Here is a 19,341-nt window from a genome sequence, read left to right on the forward strand (position 1 = left end):
CGCACGCCGGATACGTCCGCTGCGTACGTTGAACGCAGCGGTGTCCGGTTCTCGCCAGTCCGCGGTAAATGCCTGGACTGGGAAACTCCGCGGACGGGAGACTTCCGACTTCCGAACCTCCGGGAGTGTGATGCGGACAACAGATACGCGAGGGCCGACGCCAGGCAGGAGCGCGGTCGTTCTGGCACTGCGCCGCTACGGCCGGGAACTGCTGCGACTACGGCTGCTGGCCCTGCCCGCGCTGCTGTTGCCGGCCGTGGGCAACATCGGCATCCGCTACGTCGCCCCCCTGCTGATCGCCAAACTGGCAGGACAGGCCGCCGGGGACGGCGGCCTCACTCTCAGCTCGGCGCTGCCGTACGTGCTGGGCTTCGGCGTGACGCTGCTGCTCGCCGAGGCCGTGTGGCGGATCGGGCAGCACTGCCTGAACCGCGTGGAGGCCCTCGGCATGGAACACCTGTACGTCAGCGGCATGGACGAACTCCTCGCCAAGGACGCGGCGTTCTTCCACGACAACTTCGCCGGCTCCCTGACCAAACGGGTGCTCAGCTACGGCAAGCGCTTCGAGGACTTCGTCGACACGGTGACGTACCGGATCCTGGGCAGTCTCGTTCCCCTGGTGTTCGGTGCCGTGGTGCTGTGGAGCTACGAACCGATGCTCGTCGTCGGCCTTCTTGTGATGATCGCGCTGACCGTGGTGGCCGCGACGCCTCTGGTCCGTCGCCGGCAGAGGCTCGTCAACGACCGTGAGGCGGCGATCGCCCGGGTCTCCGGCCACGTCGCCGACAGCCTCATGAACATGGAGACCATCCGGGCGTTCGCGGCCGAGCGGCGGGAGGCCGACGAACACCGCAGCCGTGTCGCGGACTCCCGGCGCCTGACGCTGAGGTCGTGGGACTTCGGCAATCTGCGCGTCGACACCCTGGTCGCCCCCATGTCCGTGTTGACCAACGTGCTGGGTCTGCTGGTGGCCATCGCCTTCGGCGGCTCGGGCCAGGGAGTCGAGGAGATCGTCGTCGCTTTCACCTACTACTCCAACGCCACACAGATCATGTTCGAGTTCAACCAGATCTACCGGCGTCTGGAAAGCTCGATGACCGAGGCCGCGCAGTTCACGGAGCTGCTGCTGGACCCGCCCACCGTGCTCGACCCGACGAAACCCGAACCGCTCGCACCGCGGGACACAGGTGTCCGCTTCGAGGCGGTGACCTTCGCCCACACGGGTGCGAAGCCGATTTTCCAGGGACTCGAACTGGACGTGCCCGCAGGCGCACGGATCGGTCTGGTCGGCAGGTCCGGCGGCGGCAAGACCACGCTCACCCGGCTCCTGCTGCGGATGTCGGACATCGACGACGGACGCATCCTGATCGGTGGTCAGGACATCAGCCGGCTGCGCCAGACCGACCTGCGCTCACTGATTGCCTACGTCCCGCAGGAACCCGCCATGTTCCACCGCAGCCTGCGGGACAACATCGCCTTCGCCCGGCCCGGCGCCACCGACGAGGAGATCCACGCGGCGGCCGCGGCCGCGCACGTCACGGAGTTCGCCGACCAACTCCCCGACGGATTCGCCACTCTGGTGGGGGAGCGGGGCGTCAAACTCTCGGGCGGCCAGCGCCAGCGCGTCGCCCTCGCCAGGGCCATCCTGCGCGACGCCCCGATCCTGCTGCTCGACGAGGCGACCAGCGCGCTGGACTCGGAGAGCGAGCTCCTCGTCCAGGACGCCCTGTGGCGGTTGATGGACGGACGTACGGCACTCGTGGTCGCCCACCGCCTGAGCACCGTCGCCGGCATGGACCGCCTCGTCGTCCTCGACCGCGGTAGCGTCGTCGAGCAGGGCACCCACGAGGAACTGATCGCGGCGGACGGAGCCTACGCCAAGCTGTGGCAGCACCAGTCGGGCGGCTTCCTCGGGGAAAGCACCGAGTCGGCCCTGGGACGCCCGGTCCCGGAAGCCGGTCCCAGCGGTCTGCCCGGACCGGCCGACCCGGCGCCGGACGGGGACCGCAGGACGCCGCCGCACGCTCGTACGAGCACCGGGTCCACGTGATCGAGTCGGTTTCCGGACATCCTCGGCCGCCGGCAGCGCCACGCTGATACGTCCGTCACGTGCGGCGAACCGTGAGGCGCCGCAGGAAAAACGACCAGTGCTCCCGGACCGGCTGACGCGGTCCGGGGGCACTGGGGGAGGAAGAGCAATCCCTCTCAGTCGATCACGAGGACGCTGTCGACGACGATGCGGGTGCTCACGCTGATCATCGGCGATGCGCGAGGCAGGGGCCTGACCGCGGTCAGCGATGCCGCGCTGCTGCTGGGCGCCTTCGGGGAGGCCGTGCTGCACACCGACGGAGTGCCCGCGACGCCCGGGGCGTCTGCCGTCCGCTGGCCGAACGCGCCGAGATTGGGCGCACGAGAGCCCCTCGGCACTGGTTCGCAGCCGTGACGTCGACGAGCACTCGGTGCAGTTCGTACGTCGCGCCGACACCACCGGCCGACCTGGCCGCTGTGCGAGGCCGGGCTGGACGCGGTGAGCGTGTCGGCGGAAGCCGGGCGGCGGTCGGCGGTCGGCCGCGATGGCGGGTACACGGAAGTATGCCCTCCGTAGAGCGCCCTGCGAGTCGGCGCCGGCCTTGGTACGAGGCGCGTGGCCTGGTCGCTGTTCCACTTGCGCTGATCGTCGTGATCACCACCGTCAACCTGGCCACTCCCGGTCACCCGCACGTCGGTCCGCTCCTGATCGTCGCGCCGGTGCTCGCCGCGGTGACCCTGGGGCCGTGGCTGACCACACTGACCGGAGTGCTGGCCCTGGTGGACCAGGTGATCTTTGCCGTCCTTCTCAGAGACCTCCACTCGGCGCAGCGCATGACGCAGATCTTCGCCGTGGTGGCGGCCTCCGCGTTCGCCGCGCTCCTGTCCGGGATGCGGGAGCGGAAGGTACGGGAGCTGACCCGGGTGCGCAAGGTCTCCGAGATCGCCCAGAACCTGGTCCTGCGCCCGCTGCCCCCACGGATGGGGCCCCTGCGCGTGGCGGCGGTGTACCTGGCGGCGGAGCGCGAGATGAAGATCGGCGGCGACCTGTACGCGGCCGCCCGCACCGCCCACGGTACCCGGCTGCTCATCGGGGACGTCCGCGGCAAGGGCCTGACCGCCGTGAGCGACGCAGCGCTGCTGCTGAGCGCCTTCCGGGGGGCCGCGCACCGGCAGACGGGCCTGGCGGAATTCACGGCCTACCTGGACGCGAGCGTGTGCTGGAACCTGGCGGAGCCCGGCGAGAACGATCTGGCGCAGGAATGCTTCGTCACCGCGATACTCATCGACATCCCCGACCACGCACCCACGGTCCATATCGTCCACTGCGGTCACCCCCCGCCGCTGCGGCTGCGCCCGGGACAGGTCACCGCGCTGTGCGCCCACCAGGCCGGCCCTCCTCTCGGCCTGCAGCTGGACACGCCCGGTCACTGTGTCGACACGTTCGACTTCGGGCAGGGCGACCTGCTCCTGCTGTACACCGACGGCGTGGCCGAAGCCCGCAACCCCCGCGGCGACTTCTATCCCCTTGCCGAACGCGCCGCCACCTGGAGCGGGGAGCGCCCCGAGGAACTCCTGGAGCACTTGCGCACCGACCTGCTCGCACACGCGGGAGGCCGGTTGGACGACGATGCCGCCATGATTGCCCTCGAACGCCCCGCAGGGGGGATCCGGCAGAGCACCGCGGCATTCCCCCAGAAGCACCCGAGCGCGGCCACGAGCCGCCTGCACCGTTCCCCGGCAGCACCCCCAGTGCGTTCACCACCGATCGGCAGCTCAGGACCGAAACGCCCTCATGGCGCCGGCGGCTCGATGTTCTCAGGGGCAGCCGTCCACTCGCGGCCGCCGTTCTAGGAACCCGGGAACACCACCTGCTCAGGCGGTCTGCCCTCGGACTCCACACGATCCAGCCCGTGGTCCATCACCGGACCGGCCCGGCCGGAGACCGTGTCCCGCACGAGGCTGCCCGGCCGCGGCCGGTCATTACTCTGCGTCGAATGCCGCTCGCCGATCGCGGAGACCTCGAGGACGCGGGTCGGGGGTCAGTGGGGAGGGTGTGTATGTCGGACAGGTCGGCGCGGGCGCGGTGGCCGCCGACGGCGAGCTGGTACGGCTCGGTGGCCGGACCGTCGGCGAACGCACCGGGCCCTCGACATACGACAGGTCAGGCCACTGCGGGCGCCGGGGCACGACGCTCGGCCTCGTCCAGCCACGTGATCAAGGAGGTGCGGGCGCGGGCGACCCGCGAGCGCACGGTGCCGATCGGGCAGTCGCTGAGGCGGGCCGCCTCAGCGTAGGGAAGCCCCACCAGCTGGGTGAGGACGAATGCCTCGCGGCGGTCGTTGGGGAGCGTGTCCAGCAGCTCGTTGAGAGCGACGCCGTCGTCGAAGCCGGGCAGGTCGCGCGGCTGGGTGCGTTCGGCGGCCGACTCCCAGTCGTCCGTGTCCGACAGACGGGGCCGGGACAAGCTGTAGCGGATGCTGTCGACCACCGCGCGCCGGGCAATGGAGAGCAGCCAGGTGCGGGCCGAGGAACGGCCCTCGAAACGGTGCAGGCTGCCCAACGCGCGCAGGAAGGTGTCCTGGGTCAGGTCGTCGGCGCTCTGGGGGTCGGCGCCGAGGTACGTCACATAGCGGCGGACGTCCCGGTGGAGGGCGCGTACGAAGAGGTCCAAGGCGTCGGGATCGCCGCTGCGGGCAGCGAGTGCCCACGCTGTGATCGACTCTTCTGTCGAGTTCGTCCTCGATTGTTCGCGCGATGGCGGCAGGGCAGGAGTGGTCACCTGGTGTCTGTCCTTCTCGGGGATCAGGTATCCGGTGTCCGGGCCGGTGTGCGCCGCAGCCGGCGGGCACCGCCGCGGGACCGGTGAGGAGTGGACGGCCGGGCGCGGCAGCGCACGGCCGATGCCCGAGGCGGGAACCGACGGCTCGACGGCTCCGGGTACGGCCCCGGGGAACCAGCTGTCGTCAGGCGACAGCGGTCCTCGCCGGCGGACCCCGAGTGGTGATCGCGTGCGTGGGGAGGATGCGGTGCGGTGGCCGGTCCGAGCCTGCTCGGCGAGGGCGGACGCACGGCCGGTGCGGAGGGGTGGGCGGCCTGAGGAACAGGCGCAGTGGAGCGAAGAGCCAGCCGGCGAAGGCCCGCAGGATGCGGAAGACCGCGCGTTCGCCGTACGCAAGCCACACGCCGCACAGCAGCGCGGCCAGCAGGTGGGCGGCGAGCATGCCGATCGGGGACATGCCACCCATGTCATGACCCAGGGATCCGGCGGACCCCGTGTGGTGTTGCGTCAAGCCCGTCAAGCCCACGGAATTCATTGATCCCACGGAGTGCATGGCGCCTGTACCGGAGCCCATGGAGGGCATGGAGCCCATGGGCATCGGCATGGCGTCATACCTTGCGCCCGGTGCCGGCGGTGTGCCGCACAGGAGGTAGGTGAACCACCGCTGGGCGAGGGGTCTCCCGCCGGACAACGCGGGGTCCGTGAGGGCTTGGGTGAGAGAGAACCACGAGTGGAGCAAGGCCTGAACGGCCACCGCGACGGAAGAGACGAGAAGCGATCCGCGTTCCCGGCCGGCCGGCCACCAGGCCATGCCGCCCGTCGCCACCGCGCCCGCGGTCATGGCCCACCAGGGCACCGCGGTTCCCGACATCATGACGTGGCCCAGGGCGGCGGACACCGTACAGACGGCCGCAAACAGCGCGGCCCGTACCGTGCGAGAACACCACCCGGCAGTCATGGCGGCCTCATCCTCGCATTCGCCCTTCCACGGACATCGGAGGGTACGGAAGTCAGCCTGATGGCCCCTCAACTCAGAGGTAGTGATGCAGGCCACAGTAACGGAAGGGAACTCGTAGGGGTATGGGGCCGACTTCTCTCGAAGTCCCTGGAGGTTTCCCGGGTGGAAGGAAGGAGCGTCGGTGTCGGCGGACCAGAGTGAGATCCGGACGGCGGCCGGGCGCGGCCCGGTAGCTGCGACCGGTGCCATGACCGCGCTGCTGACCTGCGCCATGGCCTTCTCGATGGTGCAGCTGTTCCTGCTCGGCGCACTCGGACCGCGGATCGTGGACGATCTGAAGGTTTCACCGACCGTGCTGGGGCTGACGACGACCGTGGGCTTCGGGGCCGCAGCCGTGCTCTCGCCGGTGGGCGGACGTGTGGTGGACCGGCTGGGTCCGCGCCGTTGTCTGGTCGCGTTGCTGCTGGTGTCGGCGGTGGCGCTGACGCTCATCGGGTCGGCGCCGGGCGCTGCTTTCCTGCTTGTGGCGGTCGCGCTGGGCGGGTTGCCGCAGGCACTCGCGAATCCCGCCACGAACAAGGCGATTCTGGCCGCCGTACCGGCGGAGCGGCGTGGCTCGGTCACGGGCATGAAGCAGTCCGGGGTGCAGCTGGGCGCGTTCGCGGCCGGGCTGCCGCTGGCCGCGCTGGCCGGGGTCGCCGGCTGGCGGGGCGCGGTGTGGACGGCGGCGGGCGCGGCCGTGCCGGCGGCCATCTGGGCGGCTCGCACCTTGCCACCCGACCCGCCACCGAAGGCCGTTCCCTCCTCGTGGGTCCCACGGGGCGCGATCGCCTGGCTGACGGTTTTCTCACTGCTGCTGGGCTGCGGCATCGCGTCGGTGAACACGTATCTGGCGCTGTACGGTGTACGGCGGCTCGGGTTCGGGCCGACGGCGGCCGGTGCGCTGGTGGCGGTGCTCGGCATCGCGGGCATCGCCGGGCGGGTGGGCTGGTCGAAGATGGCGGGGCAGCCGCGCCGGGCGGTGTGGCTGCCGGGCGGGCTGGCCGCCGGCGCCGTGGTGGCCGCTCTGCTGCTGGCGGCCTCGGTGTATGCGAGCCCGCTGGCGTGGGGCGCGGCGGTGGCCGTGGGTGTCTTCGCGGTGGCCGCCAACGCGGTCTCGATGGTGCTGGTGATGCAGCGTGCGGCGCCCGGCCGGGCCGGGCAGGAATCGGCGCTGGTCTCGGCGGGTTTCTTCGCCGGGTTCGCGATCGGCCCGCCGCTGTTCGGGTTGCTTGCGGACGCCGGGCGGTACGGGACGGGATGGCTGCTGGTCGCGGGGGAGTTCGTCGGGGCCGCGGCCGTGGCGCTGACGTGGGCGGTGCGTGAGCGGCGATCGGTCGAAAGGCGATGAGCGCGATGCCTCCGGTGACGGGCTCGAACGGTATGGCTCCGCGGCCCTGCCCTGCCGTCCCCGAGTGGGCCACTCCCGCCCTGGAGTCCGTCCTGAGACGGGTGGCCGTCACCCAGGCCGAAGTCGGTGGCCGCTTCCCGCTGTTCGCCGATCCCGGCACCGGCCGATGGACGACGACGAGGAGGGGCTCGTGGACGGGCGGTTTCTGGGCGGGCCTTTTGTGGCTGCGTGCCCGGTACACGAAGGACGATGGCGACCACGAGGCGGCGGTGGAACACACCGGCCGACTGGCGGACTGGGTGCACGCCGACACGGCCACGCGTGGACTGATCTTCTGGTACGGGACCGCGTTCGCCGACACTCCCGAGTCCGCGGCGCTACGGGAGCGCGCGGCGCACGCCTGCCGGAATGCGTATGACGCCGAACTCGGCCTTGTCCCATGGGGTTCGGCGTTCGGCGGGCCCCGGTTCCTGGCCCGCGTGGACGGCGTGCCGGGCATGGTCCCGCTCCTGGCAACGGTGGATGTCCCGACTGCCGAGTCACATCTGCGCCGCCACCTCGAACTCTGCCTGGGCGATGGCGGCTTCGGCTGGTCCTGGCGGTACGAGCGGCCTGGGGGCTGGGTCCCGTGCGACGCTCCACCGCCCGGCTGGAGCAGGGGCCGGTCCTGGCTGCTGCTGGCCGTGGCTGACGCGATTCACCGTCTGCACGCCGACGATCTGGCGGACACAGCAGGTTACTTGGCACCCGAGCACGCCGTCCCTTTGGCGGACGAGGCGCACCCGGGAGGCCCCCTCGACACCTCCGCCGCCGCCATCACCGCGGTGGCCCTGCTCAAGCTCGGCCACCGCGAGCGGGCCGTCCGGGTGCTGGAGGAGCTGGTCCGCACCCAACTCTCCGACGACGGCCGTCTCCTGGACGGCTGCTACGACCTCGACGCCGGTACGGCGACTCGGCACCAACTGGTCTGGGGCGACTTCTTCCTCACCTACGCGCTGGCTGCGCTCACCGGCCTGGTCGAGCCCCACGAAGCCTAGGCAGTGCGCAGCACCCGGCGCGCGACCGAGGTGATGTGCAGTTCGTCCGGGCCGTCGAGGATGCGCGCCGCCCTGCCGGTACGGAACAGCGCGGGCAGTGCGGTGTCCGGGCCAAGGCCCGCGGCACCATGTATCTGGATCGCCGCGTCGGCCACCTGCTGGAGGGTGCGGGCGGCGGCCACCTTGGCCAGGCCCACTTCCACGTGGGCGTCTAGGTCGGCGTCCAGACGAGCCACGGCCTCGTGCACGAGCGGGCGGGTCGTGCGCAGGGCGAGCAGTGACTCGAAGACGTGGCGTTGGACGAGTTGGAGGTCTCCAAGCGGACCGTGGGACCGGACACGGGTCATCGCGCGCGAGCGCATCAGGTCGAAAGCCCGGCTCGCCAGCCCGAGCCAGCGCAGGCATCGCAGAGTGCGGCCGAGTTGGAGCCGCTCGCCCGCGACGTCGAGGGCCTTGCCGCGCTCGCCGATCAAGTGGTCGCCGTCGACGACGACCTCGTCCAGTTCGATCTCCCACTGCCCACCCGCGCCGAGCACCGGCAGCTCCCGCACCACACGGAGGCCCGGTGAGCGGGTCGGCACCAGGAACAGCGACAGCCCCTCGCGATCCGGCGGTGCGCCGTCCGTGCGGGCGAGGACCGTGACGAGGTCGGCGTCGGCCGCCCCGCTGGTGAACCATTTGCGCCCGCTGACGCGCCAGGTTCCGTCGCCCCCGGGGACGGCACGCGTGGTGGTGAGGAAGGGGTCGGTACCCGGCACCTCGGGCTCGGTCATCGCGTAGCAGGCACGTATCTCGCCGGCGACCAGGCGTTCGACGTACCGTGCACGGACCGTGGCGCTGCCGTGTCTCCACAGCATCAACGCGTCGAGCAGCGGTGCCGAGCCCAGGGCAGCCGGCCCGTGGTCGCTCACACCCTCGGCCTCGGCGACATGGGCGTACGACCGCAAAGGCAGGGCCTGGCCTCCGAGCTCGGAGGGAAGCGGCAGCGCCCACAGCCCCTCGGCCTTCGCCTCACCCTGAAGCCTGCGCAGTACGGCTGCGGCCTCGGCGCCGCCTGCCTCCAGCACAGGCTCGCAGGGCACCACCCGCGCCCGCACGAACTCCGCGACACGATCCCTCAAGTCCACCAGTTCTTCCGGGCATTGGGGTGATCCGGTGATGACGTCCATGCGCGTCTCCGTCGCTTTCCTCAGAGTCCGTGGGAACCCCGGCCGCCGACCGTCCGACTCCCTCTTCCGTGGAACAGGTCGGGGGCGACCGCCCCCGGGTTCCCGCGCGTCAGGAAAGGAAGGGCATGGCAACTCCAGCCACACCGGCCACCGCGCGGACGGCCGGACCACTCGACGGCCTCTGTCTGGAGCGCTCCGGTCCGCCGGGGCCGGCGGACTCCGTCATCGCGGAGCATCTGCGGCTGCTGGGCGCCGAGACCGACGGCAGCTCCGGCGGCCGACTCGCCCTCACCGGAGGCGAGGCCGGCGCCTTCAACGCCCGCACCACGTGGGGCGATACCGCATCCGACGAGGCCACCGTCCAGGCGGCGACCGGCATCATGGCGGTGCATGGCCGCCGCGACGGTGCGCCGCGCGGTCTCGCCGTCGACTACGCCACCACCGCCACCGGGGTACTCGCGGTGCAGGGACTGCTGGCCGGGCTGCTGGCCCGGGCACGCGGCGGTCGCGTCGCGCAGGTCGAGGTGAGCGCTGAGCGGGCCGGGCTGCTCGCGGTGTCCCAGTACCTGGCCGCCGCAGGAGCCGAGGAGGGCGAGGCCGCCGAACTCGCCCCGGGCGGGCCGCCGTTCACATCGGCCGACGGGATCGTCTTCGAGCTGGAGACGCTCGACCCGGGAGTGTGGGCGTCGTTCTGGCGCGCCCTCGACGCTCCCGAAGAATCGATACGCCGAGGGTGGCGGCCCTTCCAGTTCCGGTATGCAACGGCGTGCGCGCCCATCCCGCGGACGCTGCACGAGGCCACACGGGCGAGCTCCTGGGAACGGATCCGGTACGCTGCCGACGTATCCGGCGCTGATGTGTGCCCCCTGCGATCACTCGCCGAGCGCGCGGCCGAGTTCGACGGTGCGCCACCCTGGTCACTGGCCCCGCACGATGCGGCATACACCTCCGGCGGAGCCACCGACGGCCCACCCCTCGCTGGATTCACCGTCCTCGAAGCCGGACGGCGCATCCAGGCACCGCTAGCCGCCCACCTCCTTTGCCTGCTGGGCGCCGAGGTGATCCGGATCGAGCCGCCGGGCGGCGACCCGTTGCGCGGGATGCCACCGGCCTGCTCCGGCATCTCGGCACGCTGGCTGGCGCTGAACCGGGGCAAGAAGGCCGTCGAGGTGGACATCAAGTCCGCGGCCGACCGGGAGCGGCTGCGTGAGATGGCCGCCGACGCCGACGTGTTCCTGCACAACTGGGCTCCGGGCAAGGCCGCTCAACTCGGCCTGGATCACGACCACCTGGCCGCCGCCAATCCCGCACTCGTCTACGCCTACACCAGCGGCTGGGCAGACCGGCTGCCCGGCGCCCCCATGGGCACCGACTTCATGGTGCAGGCCCGTACCGGGGTGGGTGAGGCCGTGCGCGCCGCCGGCGATCCGCCCGCTCCGTCACTGATGACACTGCTCGACGTGCTCGGTGGCCTGCTCGGCGCCGAGGCTGTCCTGGCGGGGCTGCTGCTGCGGGAGCGCACCGGACGCGGGGTACGGGTCGACTCGTCGTTGCTCGGCGCCGCCGATGTGCTCACCGCTCCCCACCGGGCCCGGGCCGCACAGGGACTCGACCCGCGGCGGCCGGCCGGGTTCCGCCGCCCGCTGCGCACCTCCGACGGCTGGATCGCCCTCGAGGACCACCGCACGGCCCCGTACGACGTCGGCGAACTGTCCACCGAGCAGGCGCTGGAGCGGCTCAACGACCGCGGTCCGGCCGCCGTCCCGGTCGTCACCGACCTTGCCGCCCTCCTCGCCTCCGGCGTCTCTTCCGGCCCGATCGCCCGCGACGCGTACGGCGCCCCCGCCGTCCCCGACCCCTGGAGCTTCGCATGACCGTGGACCTGCACGACCTGCTGCCCGCCGAGCTGCGCCGCGCCTGGGCGGTCGACGGCACCTGTCCGGACCTGGACGTCTACAGCCTCTACCGGTCCCGCCAGATCGCCGACCCGCACCGCACCGCGCTCATCGACGCCAAGGGCGAACTCTGCTACACCGCCCTCGATCGCAAGGCGCGATGTCTGGCCGCCGGGCTGTCCGGGCTCGGCATACGCGCCGGCGACGTGGTCGGCACACAACTCCCCAATACCCGCGACGCCGTCATCGCCGACCTCGCCCTGGCCGCGCTCGGCGCCGTCGCCCTGCCCTTCCCGGTGGGCCGCGGTGGACGGGAGGCCGCCTCGCTGCTGCGCAGAGCGGAGGCGGTCGCCGTGATCGCCGCCACCGAGCACCGGGGCAACCGCCACGCAGCCGATCTGCTCACGCTCGCCGACCAACTCCCCGCCCTGCGCACGGTGATCGCCGCCGGGCCGGGCGCACCGGAGAGCGCGGTCGCCTTGTCCGCGCTGCTGCGCACGGACCCCACGTCCTTCAGTCCGGCCCGCCCCGACCCCGACTCCGCCACCCGCATCCTCGTCTCATCCGGCTCAGAGGCCGAGCCGAAGATGGTGGCCTACTCGCACAACGCGCTGGCCGGCGGCCGCGGCAACTTCCTCGCCTCGCTCATGCCGGACGGGCAGCCGCCGCGCTGCCTCTTCCTCGTACCGCTGGCCTCCGCGTTCGGCAGCAACGGCACCGCCGTCACCCTCGCCCGGCACGGCGGAACGCTCGTCCTGCTCGACCACTTCACACCAGAAGCCGCCCTGGACGCGCTCGCCGTGCACGAGCCCACTCACGTCCTGGGCGTACCGACCATGATCCGGATGATGCTGGACCGGATCGCGGTGGGCCGGCATCAGCGTCCGGCGCTCACCCCGCCGACAGCTGTCGTCGTCGGCGGCTCGCCACTCGACGAGACCACCGCCGAGGAGGCCCGACGCGCCTTCGGCTGCCCGGTCGTGAACCTCTACGGCTCGGCCGACGGCGTCAACTGCCACACCGGACTGTCCGGCAAGCCCCCGCGCGGGGAAGGGCCGGGCACCCTCGCCGGTCATCCGGACCCGCACGTCGCCGACATACGCATCGCCGTCCCCGGCACGACCGCACTGGAGGAGGCGCCCCGCGGCGCCGTCGGTGAGATCGTCGCCCGCGGTCCGATGACACCCCTGTGCTACGTCGCCGCCCCCGACCTCGACGCCCGTTACCGCACCGCCGACGGATGGGTACGCACCGGCGACCTCGGCCTCATCGAGGAGGACGGGAGCCTGCGGATCGTGGGCCGACTGAAGGACGTCGTCATCCGGGGCGGGGCCAACATCAGCCCGGCCGAGGTGGAAGCCGAGTTGGCGGCCCATCCGTCGGTGCGGGACGTGGTGTGCGTCGGCGTGCCCGACCCGCTGATGGGTGAGAGGCTTGCCGCCTGCGTCGTACCGCGGGGAGAGGCGCCCACGCTCGAGGAGTTGTGCACGCACCTGGGCGACCGTGGCCTGGAGCAGCGCAAGCACCCCGAACACCTTCTGATCGTCGAGGAGTTGCCGCTGACTCCGGCGGGCAAACCGGACCGGGCAGTGCTGCGGGAGCGCTGCTCCGCGCAGGCGCCGCAGTCCCTCGCACGAGCCGTCTGACCAAACGGGTGAGGGGGACGGCCCGCACGCTGCGGGCGTCGTCCCCCTCACTCACGTCTGTACGAGCACCGCAGGAGGCGCCTCAGGAAGGGCACCCGAGAAAGGCACTCAGGACGAGGCCATCGCCCTTTTGATCGTCTCCGCGGCGTTCTTGTAGACCATCAGCAGGTCGAGGTCCTCGCCCGGGTAGTTGACGATCTCCACCTGCCGCGCACCGGAGTCCGGCAGCACCTTGCCCGTCGTCATGTGGACGTTGTCGAGGACGAGAGCGGGCTTCTTCGCCACCAGGTCGGCCAGCTGCTTGGCGGTCACGGCCTGGGGACCGTACGTGCCCCGCAGATCCGCGCCCGCCATCTTCGCCGACCAGACGGAGAAAACCTGCGCGACGACCGCCGGCGCCCTGCCGCCCGGCCAGGCGGCCTTCAACTCCTGCTGCAGCGTGCCGTACTCGCTCTTGAAGGACGTGTCCCACTTCGCGGCGGCATCCTGGGTGCCGAACAGCGCACCCAGACGGGTGACTTCGGCGCTCGTCCTGGCGGCATCGTTGTCGAGGTCCACCTCGACCAGTTTCGCGCTCGACCCGGCCGCCTCCTTGATCTTCTTCGCATACGGCTCGAAGGGCGCGTACAGCACGAAGTCCGCGCCCGCCACCGCCGCGAGGTCGGACGGCTTGGGATCGTAGTCCGGGGCATGTTGCGCGGACGAGGGGACGATGACCTTCACGTCCTTGGCGCCGGCGGCCTTGGCGAGGGCGCCTTCCCAGGTGGTGGTGGCCACGACGACGGGAGCGGTGTCGTTCTTGTTCGCGGCCTTGGTGCCGCCGTCCGCCTTGTCGGCCTGGTCGGAGCCGCAGGCGGTGGCGGTCAGTGCGAGCACGGTGCTCAGAGTCAGTGCGGCGACGGAAGGGACACGGACGATGCGGACGCGGGTGCGCGCCATGAGCTGATTCTCCGTTCGGGGATGAGGTGCACGGCCAGGACCAGGGCCCCGGCGGTCAGGACGAGCACAGGTCCGGGCGGCCAGTCGAGCTTCAGCGCGACGAGGAACCCGATGAGGTTCACGGCCACGCCGATGCCGACCGCCCAGGCGGTGATGGACTTCAGGGAGGTGCCCAGCCGGCGGGCGGCGAGCGCGGGCAGCAGGGTCAGCGCGTCGACCAGCAGCGCGCCGGTGAGTTTGAGCGCGCCGGTGACGGACACCGCGACGAGGACGAGCAGCAGGAGGGTGAGGCGGTTGACGCGCACCCCTGACGACAGGGCGAGTTCACGGTCGTACAGCAGGAGTGCGAGGTCGCGGCGGCGCCACCAGAACAGGCCGGGTACGACGACGGCGAGCATGCCCAGCAACCACAGGTCGGACGTACCCACCGACAGGATCGAGCCCCACAGCAACGCGAACGCGCCCTGCGCGTTGACTCCGGACACGGCCAGGACCAGGAGCGCGGCGGCGATCGCCAGACTCATCAGCAGGCCCATCGCGCCCGACAGTCCGTCCGGGGTGCGGGCGAGCGGTGCCACACCGGCTCCCGCCAGAGCGCAGGCGACCAGTGCGCACAACATGGGGTCGAGCTCGGTCAGCAGTCCGACCGCGATGCCCAGGAGTGCCACGTGCATCATCGCGAACCGCACCGGCATGATGTCGAGCCCGACGATCACGACACCGATCACCGGGAGTCCGACGGCGGCCAGCAGCAGTGCGGTGCCGGCCCGTTGGACCGGGATGAGCTGGAGGAGCTGGTCGAGGTCGGCGGCGGCGATGCTGTTCACCGGACCTCCCTGAGCCGGCCGGCGGCCATCTCCAGCACCCGGTCGCAGCGGTCGGCGAGCGCCCGGTCGTGGGTGACGACCATGACCGTCACCGGCAGGGACAACAGCACGTCGGCCGCCTCCTCCTGCCCCGCGAAGTCGAGGGCGGCGGTGGGCTCGTCGGCCAGCAGCACCCCTGCTCCGGCCGCGACACCGCCGACCGCGCGGGCCAGATACATGCGCTGCAGCTGGCCCCCGGACAGTGTGTGCAGCGGTCGGCCGGTCAGCGGTCCGACACCCAGCTTCTCCGCCGCCTCCACCGCTTCGGCCGGTGAACCGCTGCTGGCCAGCAACTCGCCCGCCAGCAGCGGAAAGCGGCCCACCGCGGGCTTCTGCGGTATCCAGGCGCACGCCCGGCGCCGCCACGCCCACTCGGCTGCGCTGCGGGTGCCCCGGCCACCGACCAGGATCTGCCCGTCCGCATGGCGGTGCAGGCCCAGCACGGCACGTATCAGCGTGGTCTTGCCCGAGCCGTTGGTGCCGGTCAGTGCTACTCGCTCGCCCGCCTCGATGTCGAGATCCACGTGGCGCACGGCCTCGACGCGACCATGCCGGCAGCCGACCTGGCGCATCCGCACATCCAGACCGTTCATTCCACCTCCTGCCTGTCGTTTCTCGGAGAGGAGTCGGAGCGGGAGAGTGATGAGTTCCCGGCGAACGCGAGAACGCGAGAACGCGAGAACGCGAGAACAGGCACATGCACATGCGCCATGTCGTCGAGTCGCGGCGCGTGCGTCCGGGACGCACGGACCAAGAGTCCTGCCGGCTCTGTGCCCGGCGTCCGGCTGGGCGGCCGACGCCTGCGGGCCGACGTTCCCCCCGGGTCGGCGGCACCCGCGGCGCTGCCTCCTGCCAGCACTCTCGGAAGTCATGGGTCGGCCGGACCTGACGCTGTGGGCCCTCTCCTGCACCAGGAGGCGTGCGGCGACCCCGTCGAGTCCTCGGCCGCGACGGGCGGTCTTGCACGTGTGGGGCGGGGCGCGGGTGGCGCACGGTGGGCATCCCCGTCATCGAGGTCCGTACGTCGAAGCGGCGGCCGCGAGCAGGTGCGCCAAGGCCTGATCCGCCTGCGTTGACTCCAAGAGGGAGGGATCCAAAGGAGGAACCCTGACTTCCCACCCGCATCGGCACCATCGGATTGTGACCTCTGGCACATCGTCGCGTGGGAACTCGGACGCCGACACCTCCGACCACTGAAGTGGTGCGGCTCGAGGGGGCCGTTGCCGTGTGACGTGATCTGGAGACCAGGTGATCGACCGGATACCGCGACACGCTCTCGGCCCTGAGGCCGAAGCGTCGCGCAAGGTGTTGCCGCCACCCGCCCTGTGCGGGTTCCTCCTGCTGCTGGTGCTGATGTTCGCCGCCTCCTATGCCGTCGGAGCGTCCGTTGGGCCGGTAGCACCCGGCATGCACGGAACCCGTACGACGGAGAACGGCACAGGCGGCCACGACGGCGGCGGCACGGACACCGGGGGCATGGACACGCATCACCACGGAAGCGGGGGCTGATGGCTGCCGAATCGGTGTCCGTGGAGGTCGTCACCGACCTCTCGGTCGGCGGAATGACCTGCGCGGCCTGCGTGAAGCGGGTCGAGAAGAAGCTCGGCAAGCTGGACGGAGTGACCGCGAGCGTCAACCTGGCCACTGGCCGCGCCCGGGTCAGTCACCCACCGCAGATCGGTCCTGACCGGCTGATCGCCGCCATCGAGCAAGCGGGCAGGTCGGTCTCCTCAACCCGATGCTCGCGGCCGCGGCGATGTCCGCCAGCTCCCTGCTCGTGGTCGGCAACAGCCTGCGGCTGCGCGCCTGGCAGCCGTCGCGCGCGTCCGGGCGCGAGCGGTCGCCGGCCCCTCGGAGCATGCCGTGACGCTCTCTTCCCCCGTCCTGGTAGGGCCGCGCGCCCGTACCCGTCGCTCGACACCGACCGGGAGCCCCCGCCGATGACAGCTCACGACTGGATCCCCACCCGCCGCCGCCTCACCGACGCCCTGCTCGCGGCGATGGCCCCCGTGTGCGCCTGCGTCCTCGCTCTGGGCGGCCTGTCGGTGTGGGCCGCCTCCGGAAACGCGGGCAGCCCACCGCGCATCGGGGTCACCCACGCACGGCTCTACCTGCCGTTCGGGGACGTGCCCGAGACCGCCGCGTTCTTCAGGATCACCAACACGGGCGACGCACCGGACCGGCTCGTGCGGGTGACGTCACCCGCCGTCGCGGGAGAGATCTCCCTCAGCCGCCACCGGATGAGCAAGGGGGCATCCGGCTACCGCGAGGCAACGGACAGTCTGGCGGTTCCGGCCGCCGGCACCCTGGACATGTCACCGCACACCGGCGACGTCACCGTACCGGTCACCCGCCGGTGGCAGGCCGGCGATCTGGTGCCGTTCACCCTGCACTTCGAGCACGCGGGACGCGTCGAGGCCCTCGCTGTCGTGGTCCGCCCGGGACAGAGCGGAACATGAGCGGCCCGGGCGGCCTGGCCCCCAACCACCCCTTGCACTCGTGCAGTTCGCAACACCTTCCAGGGCAGGACGTTGATGTTCGGCGAGGTGCCGAGCCTGTTTGTTAGGCTCCCCTCGCCTCCCGCGGGGGAAGTCCGGTGAGAGTCCGGCGCTGACCCGCAACGGTGTGCGCGGCGACCCTGTGGTCCGTCGTCGTGCGAGCCCGATCGCCTGTGGGGGGCCTGCGACCCGTTGACTGCTCGCCGTGGACTGCGAGAGGGGACCGCGCGGCCGGCACGGCCGTACGGGCTGCCTCCTGCTCGACGTCCAGCAGGCGGCCCATGCGAAGGACGGCCCCTACCGTGCGTCGAAGTACGGCCCCTCGCCGGATACCCGTGCTGCCGCTCAGCCTCGGGCTGGGGCTGGTGCTCCTGCTGTCGCTCCTGTGCGGTGTCGGGCTCGGGGCCGCCGGAGTCGGCTGGACAGAAGTGCTCCGCTTCCTGTGGGCGGGTCTCACCGGAGGCACCGTGCATGCGGGTGACGCGGCGTCGTACACCATCGTCTGGGAGATCCGGCTGCCGCGTGTCGCGCTCGGTGCCGTCGTCGGGGCGGGGCTGGCTGCCGTCGGCGTGGCCGTGCAGGCCATGGTCCGCAACGCGCTGGCCGACCCGTTCGTCCTGGGCATCTCCTCGGGTGCGGCGGTGGGCGCCAACGCCGTCATCCTGCTGGGCGCGTTCGCGGGGCTGGGAGTGTGGGCGCTGTCGGTGTCGGCGTTCGCCTCGGCGCTCGCGGCCATGGCGCTGGTGTACGCCGTGGCCCGCTCTGCGCGCGGGCTGACACCGCTGCGGCTGATCCTGACGGGGACGGCGCTGGCGTATGGCTTCGAGGCCGTCACCACGGTCATGGTGTTCGGCGCGGCCCGGGGCGAGGCGGCCCGGTCGGCGATGATGTGGCTGCTGGGCAGCCTGGGCGGCGCGACCTGGGCGCAGGTGCCGCTCCCCGCGGTGACCGTGGCGGCCGGGTGGGCGTGGCTGCGGTGGCGCGCCGAGCCGCTCAACGCGCTCGCCATGGGGGACGAGACCTCGGCCGCCCTCGGTGTCCAACCACCGCGGCTACGCCGGGAACTGTTCCTGGTCACCGCTGCCGTCACGGGGAGCGTCGTCGCGGTCAGCGGGGCCATCGGGTTCGTCGGGCTGATGGTGCCGCACGTCGTACGGATGCTGGTCGGCGCCGACCACCGGCGGGTGCTGGCCGTGGCCCCGCTCGCCGGAGCGGTACTGCTCGTGTGGGCCGACATCCTGTCCCGGCTGCTGCTCGCCCCGGCCGAACTGCCGGTCGGAGTGATCACCGCAGTCGTCGGGGTGCCCGCTTTCCTGCTGCTGATGCGGCGGGGCGGTTACGCGTTCGGAGGCCGCTGAGCATGCGACTGGACATCGACGACGTCACCATCGAGGCCGCCGGAGCCCAGCTGGTCGATGGCATCCGACTCACCGCGGCGGACGGGGCGTTCGTCGGGCTCGTCGGCCCCAACGGCAGCGGCAAGTCGACGTTGCTGCGCAGCGTGTACCGGGCCCTGCGGCCGACCGGCGGGGCGGTACGGCTGGACGGCGACGATCTGCACGCCATGGATCCACGGGCAGCCGCCCGCGTACTGGCCGCCCTGCCACAGGAGTCGTCGGCCGAGTTCGACTTCACCGTGGTCGAGGTGGTCGCCATGGGACGGCTGCCGCACCGGAACCGGACGGCCGCCTCGGACCGGGAGATCTGTGCCCGGGCGATGAAACGCACAGGCGTCGCCGACCTCGCCGACCGCGGGTTCCTCAGCCTGTCCGGTGGTGAGAAGCAGCGGGTTCTCATCGCCCGCGCGCTCGCCCAGCAACCTCAGGTGCTGGTGCTCGACGAGCCCACCAACCACCTGGACATCGCTCACCAGTTGGACATCCTCTCCCTGGTCCGTGACAGCGGGCCGACCGTGCTGGCCGCGCTGCACGACCTCAACCTCGCCGCCGCCCACTGCGACGTCCTGTACGTCATCGACGGCGGTCGGATCGTCGCCTCCGGGCCGCCGCACGACGTCCTGCAACCCCGGCTGCTCGCTGAGGTGTTCGGCGTCCGCGCACACCCCCTACCACATCCCGAAACCGGCGCCCTCCAGCTCCTGTTCGACCTGCTCCCGCCCACCGCATAAGGATG

The 19,341-nt window shown here is 71.8% G+C and carries 17 protein-coding genes and 1 pseudogene; 12 read left to right on the top strand and 6 right to left on the bottom strand.

The genetic code is table 11. The annotated features are described in order from the left end of the window. The first annotated feature begins 130 nt into the window (after positions 1-130). The 3 genes from ACWC91_RS35865 to ACWC91_RS35875 all read left to right on the top strand — a co-directional run bounded on the left by ACWC91_RS35865 (position 131) and on the right by ACWC91_RS35875 (position 3,882). Positions 131-2,050, top strand: coding sequence for an ABC transporter ATP-binding protein (locus ACWC91_RS35865; protein WP_450640935.1), 1,920 nt, complete (start codon positions 131-133; stop codon positions 2,048-2,050). Positions 2,051-2,236: 186 nt separating this feature from the next. Beyond that, positions 2,237-2,443 carry a hypothetical protein gene (locus ACWC91_RS35870; protein ID WP_225078397.1) on the top strand — a complete coding sequence of 69 codons (207 nt, stop codon included), beginning with the start codon at positions 2,237-2,239 and terminating at the stop codon, positions 2,441-2,443. Positions 2,444-2,679: 236 nt separating this feature from the next. Then, positions 2,680-3,882: a PP2C family protein-serine/threonine phosphatase gene (locus tag ACWC91_RS35875; RefSeq protein ID WP_450640933.1), complete on the top strand. Its 1,203-nt coding sequence runs from the start codon at positions 2,680-2,682 to the stop codon at positions 3,880-3,882. 310 nt (positions 3,883-4,192) lie between these two features. Here the strand turns inward: ACWC91_RS35875 and ACWC91_RS35880 are convergent, their stop codons facing one another. Together ACWC91_RS35880 and ACWC91_RS35885 are read right to left on the bottom strand one after the other, a co-directional pair. Then, positions 4,193-4,810 carry a sigma-70 family RNA polymerase sigma factor gene (locus ACWC91_RS35880; RefSeq protein ID WP_225078398.1) on the bottom strand — a complete coding sequence of 206 codons (618 nt, stop codon included), beginning with the start codon at positions 4,808-4,810 and terminating at the stop codon, positions 4,193-4,195. A gap of 184 nt (positions 4,811-4,994) precedes the next feature. After that, on the bottom strand, positions 4,995-5,267 hold the full coding sequence (locus ACWC91_RS35885) for a hypothetical protein (RefSeq protein ID WP_308043141.1): 273 nt from the start codon (positions 5,265-5,267) through the stop codon (positions 4,995-4,997). Positions 5,268-5,949: 682 nt separating this feature from the next. Between ACWC91_RS35885 and ACWC91_RS35890 the strand changes: the two genes are divergently transcribed. Beyond that, positions 5,950-7,158, top strand: a complete 1,209-nt coding sequence (locus tag ACWC91_RS35890; RefSeq protein ID WP_450640931.1) for an MFS transporter — start codon at positions 5,950-5,952, stop codon at positions 7,156-7,158. 101 nt (positions 7,159-7,259) lie between these two features. Next, positions 7,260-8,195, top strand: a complete 936-nt coding sequence (locus ACWC91_RS35895; RefSeq protein WP_450640929.1) for a sugar ABC transporter permease — start codon at positions 7,260-7,262, stop codon at positions 8,193-8,195. On the opposite strand, the gene ACWC91_RS35900 is transcribed toward ACWC91_RS35895, so the two are convergent. After that, on the bottom strand, positions 8,192-9,364 hold the full coding sequence (locus ACWC91_RS35900; protein WP_450640927.1) for an acyl-CoA dehydrogenase family protein: 1,173 nt from the start codon (positions 9,362-9,364) through the stop codon (positions 8,192-8,194). The two genes, ACWC91_RS35895 and ACWC91_RS35900, sit on opposite strands and share 4 nt — an antisense overlap. A gap of 125 nt (positions 9,365-9,489) precedes the next feature. On the opposite strand from ACWC91_RS35900, the gene ACWC91_RS35905 reads away from it, so the two are divergent. Together ACWC91_RS35905 and ACWC91_RS35910 are read left to right on the top strand one after the other, a co-directional pair. Then, a complete protein-coding gene (locus ACWC91_RS35905) occupies positions 9,490-11,238 on the top strand; it encodes a CoA transferase (protein ID WP_450640925.1) in 1,749 nt (582 codons plus the stop codon). Beyond that, positions 11,235-12,905 (top strand): class I adenylate-forming enzyme family protein, encoded by a 1,671-nt coding sequence (locus tag ACWC91_RS35910; RefSeq protein WP_225078403.1) that lies wholly within the window; start codon positions 11,235-11,237, stop codon positions 12,903-12,905. Before ACWC91_RS35905 ends, ACWC91_RS35910 begins: the two co-directional genes overlap by 4 nt. Before the next feature lie 108 nt (positions 12,906-13,013). Here the strand turns inward: ACWC91_RS35910 and ACWC91_RS35915 are convergent, their stop codons facing one another. From ACWC91_RS35915 to ACWC91_RS35925, 3 genes are read right to left on the bottom strand one after another with little or no spacing between them, the layout of a single operon-like run. Next, positions 13,014-13,844 carry a metal ABC transporter substrate-binding protein gene (locus ACWC91_RS35915; protein WP_225078404.1) on the bottom strand — a complete coding sequence of 277 codons (831 nt, stop codon included), beginning with the start codon at positions 13,842-13,844 and terminating at the stop codon, positions 13,014-13,016. Further along, a complete protein-coding gene (locus ACWC91_RS35920) occupies positions 13,793-14,671 on the bottom strand; it encodes a metal ABC transporter permease (protein WP_450640923.1) in 879 nt (292 codons plus the stop codon). Before ACWC91_RS35920 ends, ACWC91_RS35915 begins: the two co-directional genes overlap by 52 nt. Next, positions 14,668-15,303, bottom strand: coding sequence for an ATP-binding cassette domain-containing protein (locus ACWC91_RS35925; RefSeq protein ID WP_225078406.1), 636 nt, complete (start codon positions 15,301-15,303; stop codon positions 14,668-14,670). The genes ACWC91_RS35920 and ACWC91_RS35925 overlap by 4 nt, the downstream gene beginning before the upstream one ends. A gap of 712 nt (positions 15,304-16,015) precedes the next feature. On the opposite strand from ACWC91_RS35925, the gene ACWC91_RS35930 reads away from it, so the two are divergent. The 5 genes and pseudogenes from ACWC91_RS35930 to ACWC91_RS35950 all read left to right on the top strand — a co-directional run bounded on the left by ACWC91_RS35930 (position 16,016) and on the right by ACWC91_RS35950 (position 19,336). Beyond that, a complete protein-coding gene (locus ACWC91_RS35930; RefSeq protein ID WP_281154970.1) occupies positions 16,016-16,219 on the top strand; it encodes a hypothetical protein in 204 nt (67 codons plus the stop codon). Then, positions 16,219-16,428 (top strand): annotated as a pseudogene (locus tag ACWC91_RS35935) (heavy-metal-associated domain-containing protein); the annotation flags it as partial. The gene ACWC91_RS35930 and the pseudogene ACWC91_RS35935, both read left to right, overlap by 1 nt. 222 nt (positions 16,429-16,650) lie before the next feature. After that, positions 16,651-17,169, top strand: a complete 519-nt coding sequence (locus tag ACWC91_RS35940; RefSeq protein ID WP_225078408.1) for a copper chaperone PCu(A)C — start codon at positions 16,651-16,653, stop codon at positions 17,167-17,169. A 320-nt stretch (positions 17,170-17,489) separates the two neighbouring features. Further along, positions 17,490-18,566 (top strand): FecCD family ABC transporter permease, encoded by a 1,077-nt coding sequence (locus ACWC91_RS35945; RefSeq protein ID WP_450640921.1) that lies wholly within the window; start codon positions 17,490-17,492, stop codon positions 18,564-18,566. Between the two features lie 2 nt (positions 18,567-18,568). Next, complete coding sequence (locus tag ACWC91_RS35950) at positions 18,569-19,336, top strand: ABC transporter ATP-binding protein (RefSeq protein WP_450640920.1); 768 nt, start codon at positions 18,569-18,571, stop codon at positions 19,334-19,336. The last annotated feature ends 5 nt before the right edge of the window (positions 19,337-19,341 follow it).

This window comes from Streptomyces sp. NPDC001204 (assembly GCF_053598035.1).

Excerpts from the sequence above, each read along its gene's own strand:
- ACWC91_RS35885 (WP_308043141.1), bottom strand. The coding sequence starts at position 5,267 with ATGTCCCCGATCGGCATGCTCGCCGCCCACCTGCTGGCCGCGCTGCTG.
- ACWC91_RS35865 (WP_450640935.1), top strand. The coding sequence starts at position 131 with ATGCGGACAACAGATACGCGAGGGCCGACGCCAGGCAGGAGCGCGGTC.
- ACWC91_RS35870 (WP_225078397.1), top strand. The coding sequence starts at position 2,237 with ATGCGGGTGCTCACGCTGATCATCGGCGATGCGCGAGGCAGGGGCCTG.
- ACWC91_RS35910 (WP_225078403.1), top strand. The coding sequence starts at position 11,235 with ATGACCGTGGACCTGCACGACCTGCTGCCCGCCGAGCTGCGCCGCGCC.
- ACWC91_RS35905 (WP_450640925.1), top strand. The coding sequence starts at position 9,490 with ATGGCAACTCCAGCCACACCGGCCACCGCGCGGACGGCCGGACCACTC.
- ACWC91_RS35915 (WP_225078404.1), bottom strand. The coding sequence starts at position 13,844 with ATGGCGCGCACCCGCGTCCGCATCGTCCGTGTCCCTTCCGTCGCCGCA.
- ACWC91_RS35940 (WP_225078408.1), top strand. The coding sequence starts at position 16,651 with ATGACAGCTCACGACTGGATCCCCACCCGCCGCCGCCTCACCGACGCC.
- ACWC91_RS35900 (WP_450640927.1), bottom strand. The coding sequence starts at position 9,364 with ATGGACGTCATCACCGGATCACCCCAATGCCCGGAAGAACTGGTGGAC.
- ACWC91_RS35950 (WP_450640920.1), top strand. The coding sequence starts at position 18,569 with ATGCGACTGGACATCGACGACGTCACCATCGAGGCCGCCGGAGCCCAG.
- ACWC91_RS35945 (WP_450640921.1), top strand. The coding sequence starts at position 17,490 with ATGCGAAGGACGGCCCCTACCGTGCGTCGAAGTACGGCCCCTCGCCGG.
- ACWC91_RS35925 (WP_225078406.1), bottom strand. The coding sequence starts at position 15,303 with ATGAACGGTCTGGATGTGCGGATGCGCCAGGTCGGCTGCCGGCATGGT.